The 4751-nt window shown below is 58.9% G+C and carries 2 protein-coding genes and 2 pseudogenes; 1 reads left to right on the top strand and 3 read right to left on the bottom strand.

Annotation, left to right across the window (positions count from 1 at the left end; genetic code table 11):
• Positions 1–650 (top strand): annotated as a pseudogene (locus CAGGBEG34_RS10905) (hypothetical protein); the annotation flags it as partial.
• 117 nt (positions 651–767) lie between these two features.
• Here CAGGBEG34_RS10905 and glmS read toward each other — a convergent pair.
• The 3 genes and pseudogenes from glmS to CAGGBEG34_RS00580 form a co-directional block, all read right to left on the bottom strand.
• Entirely contained in the window at positions 768–2753 is a 1986-nt protein-coding gene (glmS, locus tag CAGGBEG34_RS00590) for a glutamine--fructose-6-phosphate transaminase (isomerizing) (RefSeq protein ID WP_006681986.1), read from the bottom strand.
• Positions 2754–2772: 19 nt separating this feature from the next.
• Positions 2773–4146, bottom strand: coding sequence for a bifunctional UDP-N-acetylglucosamine diphosphorylase/glucosamine-1-phosphate N-acetyltransferase GlmU (gene glmU, locus CAGGBEG34_RS00585; RefSeq protein WP_006681985.1), 1374 nt, complete (start codon positions 4144–4146; stop codon positions 2773–2775).
• Between the two features lie 11 nt (positions 4147–4157).
• A pseudogene (locus tag CAGGBEG34_RS00580) lies at positions 4158–4751 on the bottom strand (helix-hairpin-helix domain-containing protein); the annotation flags it as partial.

Genomic DNA, 4751 nt, shown 5'->3' with positions numbered 1-4751 from the left:
CGCTGATCGGCGGCGCGATTGCAACCGGCTTTAATTATTTATTTCCGTATTGGGAATATCGCAGCATGGGGCCGCTGGTCCAAAAAGTGATTGGCTCAACAAGGCGCTATTTTGAAACCATCTGCGCGCGTCTGATCTCTGCGCCGTCCGGCAGCGCAGGCAGCGACCTGGATGGCCGGCTGGCGCGTAAAAATACCCATATTGCATTTGCCAATCTGGGAAACGCTTTTAAGCGCATGATGCTGGAGCCAAAGGCGCAGCAAAAATATGTCGCTGAATTGAACGATCTTCTGATTCAGAGCCATGCGCTTGCGGCCCACATCGCGGCCGTAGCGCCTGCGCTGACACAGACAGCGGACAGCGCAGCGCTACAGCGCCTCACTCGCTCCAGTCTTGCGCGGGCGCTGGATACGGTGCGCGAAAATCTAAAACAGGCGGAAGCGGGCTCGGGCGCACCGGGCAATTGGCTCCAATCCTATAAAGCGCTCGCGCGCGCACTGGACGAAATGGTTGTGAACGTAGAAAAGACAGGAATGGAAACGGCTGAAATCACTTCAGAGCTTAAATTGCTCGCGTATCAATGCAAGCAAATGCTGAGCTGCTCGTATCTGATTTGTAAGGATGCGAGCGCCATTCGCCTGCCGGTCTAGAGCATTTTCAGCGGCTTGCACTGCGTCACTTCGCGCTTGCCGTATTGTGCATACTGTCTTCGCGCTCGTTCCTTGTGCAATCTCGCTGAAAAATGCGCTAGACCCATTCCACTGCGCCTATTCCACCGTGACGGATTTCGCCAGATTTCTCGGTTTGTCAATGTCCGTGCCGCGCGCGCGCGCGGTGTGGTAAGCGAGCAGTTGCAGCGCGACCGCATGCAGCAGAGGCGAAAGCGGCCCTTCATGTTCAGGCATGCGGATCGCGCGTAAGCCGATATCGCTGTCAATCCGCGTCTCTGGTTCAGCGAGCGCATACAGTTGACCGCCGCGCGCGCGCACTTCATGCAGATTGGATTTCAGTTTTTCAAGCAGCGCATCATTCGGCGCAATCGCAACAACCGGCATGGCGTCTGTCACAAGCGCGAGCGGTCCGTGTTTGAGTTCGCCCGCCGGATAGGCTTCCGCATGGATGTACGAGATCTCTTTCAGTTTTAAGGCGCCTTCGAGCGCGATGGGATAGTGCATGCCGCGCCCAAGAAAGAGGGCGTTTTCTTTGCCCGCAAAAGTCTCGGCCCACGCGATCAGATGCGGCTCCAGCGCGAGCACGCGGTTCAGTGCAACGGGCAGATGGCGCAATTGCTGGCGGTAGGCATCTTCGGCTGAAGGCGCAACGCGCGCACGCACTTTGCCCAGCGTGACCGTCAATATAAAGAGCGCGGCCAGTTGGGCAGTGAAAGCTTTGGTCGATGCAACGCCGATTTCGGCGCCCGCGCGGGTCAGAAATGAGAGCGCGGTTTGCCGGACCATCGCGCTCGTCGCCACATTGCAGATCGCGAGCGACTGCGCCTGTCCAAGCGCGTGCGCGTATTTGAGCGCGGCAAGCGTATCGGCCGTCTCGCCCGATTGCGAAATGGCAACGACCAGCGTATCGGGATGCGGCACCGGGCTCCGGTAACGGTATTCGCTGGCAATTTCAACCTGCGTTGGCAGCGCAGCGATGGATTCCAGCCAGTATTTCGCGGTCAGGCCCGCGTAGTAGCTGCTGCCGCACGCCAGAATCAGCGCCCGGTCAATGCGCTCGAACACAGCGCGCGCTCTCTCGCCAAAACAAGACGGTAAAAAAGTATCGCGTTGTGCAATCGACTCTGCGAGCGCGCGCGGCTGCTCGAAGATTTCTTTCTGCATGAAGTGCTGATAAGGGCCGAGCGCGCCTATTTGATGAAGGCTGGTCAATACGCGCAATTCCCGTTCGGCCCGCGCGCCGTTTGAATCGGTAATATTCACAGTATCCGCGGTTAATTCAACGACATCGCCGTCTTCCAGAAAGATAAAGCGCTCTGTTTCACCCGCCAGCGCGATCGCATCCGAAGCCAGAAAATGCGCTTCCTCCCCGATGCCGACCACCAGCGGCGAGCCGCGCCGCGCGCCGACAATGCAATGCGGCTCGGCGCTGTGGAAGACGGCAATCGCGTATGCGCCGCGCAGTTGTTGCACCGCTGCGCGAACAGCATCCGCTAGAGCATTTTTCAGCGGCTTGCACTGTGTCACGTCGTCGTTCCGTGTATTCGGGATCGCTGCGGGGTCGCCTCCATCGCGCAGCGAGGCAGACCTGCTCCGCCCGCATCGATCCCCATACTGTCTTCGCGCTCGCGCCAGTAGCAATCTCGCTGAAAAATGCTCTAGACTGCTGGCGGGCAGCAGAGAGTGAATCAAATGCGCAATCACCTCGCTATCCGTTTGGCTGACAAAGGTATAGCCTTGCGCGCTTAAAGCTTTGCGCAGCGCTTCATGATTTTCGATGATGCCGTTATGAGCCAGCGCAATTGTTTCACGTGAAAAAATCGGATGCGCATTATCCGGAACTGGCGCGCCGTGCGTCGCCCAGCGGGTATGCGCAAGTCCGATTCCACTGGCAAAACCAGCCTTTTCGACTTGCGCCGCCAAGTCTTCAACGCGCGCGATGCTGCGCACGCGGCGCGGTGCGCCGTCTGTTAACACGGCGATGCCGCACGAGTCATAGCCGCGGTATTCGAGACGCCTTAACCCTTCGATCAAGACCGGAACAATATTGTGCCGCGCAATTGCGCTGACGATGCCGCACATTGAAGTCTCCAAATGACTGCTATTTAAAATCTTTTTTAGAACTTTTTTCAGGCCGCCGGTAGCCCAGTCTGGCAATTTGCGTTTTTTCATTCAGCGCGAGCGCGCGTTCGGGAACGTCTTTCCAAACCGTCGTTCCGGCGGCAATCGTTGCGCCGCGCGCAACGCGCACCGGCGCGACCAGTTGCGTATCCGAGCCGATAAAAACATCGTCTTCGATCACTGTGCGATGTTTGCGCGCGCCGTCGTAGTTGCACGTGATGGCGCCAGCGCCGAGATTGACGCGCGCGCCGATATCCGCGTCGCCGATATAGCTCAAATGATTGACTTTCGCGCCTTGCTTGAGATGCGCGCTTTTGACTTCGACGAAGTTGCCGATATGGACTTCAGCATCGAGCGCCGCGCCCGGACGCAGGCGCGCGTACGGGCCGATCACCGAACGCGCGCCGATATTCGCCTCCTCAATATGGGTGAACGCGCGGATCACGGCGCCGGCATCGATCACGGCATTTTTGAGCACGCAGTTCGGCCCGATGCACACGCCGTCACCCAACACAACGCGGCCTTCAAAAACGCAATTCACATCAATCGATACATCGCGTCCGCATTTGAGCGCGCCGCGCACGTCGATGCGCGCCGCATCCGCCAGCCGCACGCCATCGTTGAGTAAAGCGTGTGCGATATTGCGCTGCACGATGCGTTCAAGCTGCGTGCGTTGCGCCTGACTGTTGACGCCGAAAATTTCCCAACGATCTTCCGGCTGCACGGTCACGATTTCAACGCCATCCGCAACCGCGCATTCAACAGTATCGGTCAGATAGCGTTCGCCCTGCGCGTTGTGCGTATTCAGCGCCGCCAGCCAACCGGCGGCGCGTCCCGCCGGAATCGAGACGATGCCGGTGTTAATTTCATCAACGGCGCGCTCAGCGCCGTTTGCATCCCGATCTTCGACAATGCGCAATACGCACCCCGCTGAATCCCGCACGATGCGGCCATAGCCCGCGGGGCGATCGAGTATTGCGGTCAGAATCCCGTAACGGTTTGAACCGGCCGCCTGAATCAACCGTTTCAACGTTGCGGCGCAAATAAGCGGCACATCGCCATATAACACAAGGATTGGCAACGCGGGATTGAGACGGGACAGTGCGCACTGCAACGCATGACCTGTGCCCAGCGGTTGAGGTTGCACGGCGAAGTCGATATCGGGCGCAGCAACCACGCGCCGGATGTCGTCCGCGTTCTCGCTGACCACGACCACTTGTTTGACGGGCTGCAATGCGCGCGCCGTTTCAAGCACATGCGTTAAAAGCGGCCGGCCCGCGAGCGGATGGAGCGCTTTGGGACGCGCCGAGCGCATCCGCGTGCCGCCGCCCGCAGTCAGAATGACAATGTTCATGCTCAACATCTCTACAATTTAATCTGTCCATTCAAAAGTTGATGCAGTCCCTCTTCATCCAGCACTGGAAGGCCAAGCGCCTCGGCTTGAGTCAGCTTCTTGCCCGCGTCCGCGCCGGCAACCACGCACGCGGTTTTTCTGGATACCGAGGCGCTCACCTTTGCGCCCGCAGTCATGAGTTTTTCTTTGGCTTGCTCCCGAGTGAGAGTGGGCAATGCGCCGGTGAGCGCGATGATCTTGCCGGTGAGCGGTTTTTCAGCCTCTTTTGTGTTCTCTCTCTCGCGTTCAGGCCAATGCACCCCGGCGGCGCGTAATTGTTTAATCGCTTCAATATGGCGCGGCTGCGCGAAAAATTGCCGAATGGACGCCGCAATTACCGGGCCAACGTCGCCGACTTCGAGCAGCGCTTCATAGGTTGCGCGCATCAGTGCGTCCAGCGCGCCGAAATGGCGCGCCAGATTCGCCGCCGTCGATTCGCCAACGTGGCGAATGCCAAGCGCGTAAATAAAGCGCGCAAGCGTGGTGCGCCTGGCGCGATGGATAGCGTCAAGCAGATTCTGCGCGGATTTTGTCCGCAAAGCGTTCGAGCGCGGCCAGCGTTGCCA

This window comes from Candidatus Glomeribacter gigasporarum BEG34, assembly GCF_000227585.1.
In the GTDB taxonomy this organism is placed as follows: Bacteria; Pseudomonadota; Gammaproteobacteria; order Burkholderiales; family Burkholderiaceae; genus Glomeribacter; species Glomeribacter gigasporarum_B.
Note: the sequence above shows the minus strand (reverse complement) of the source record. Positions and strands in the feature narration are given on the sequence as shown.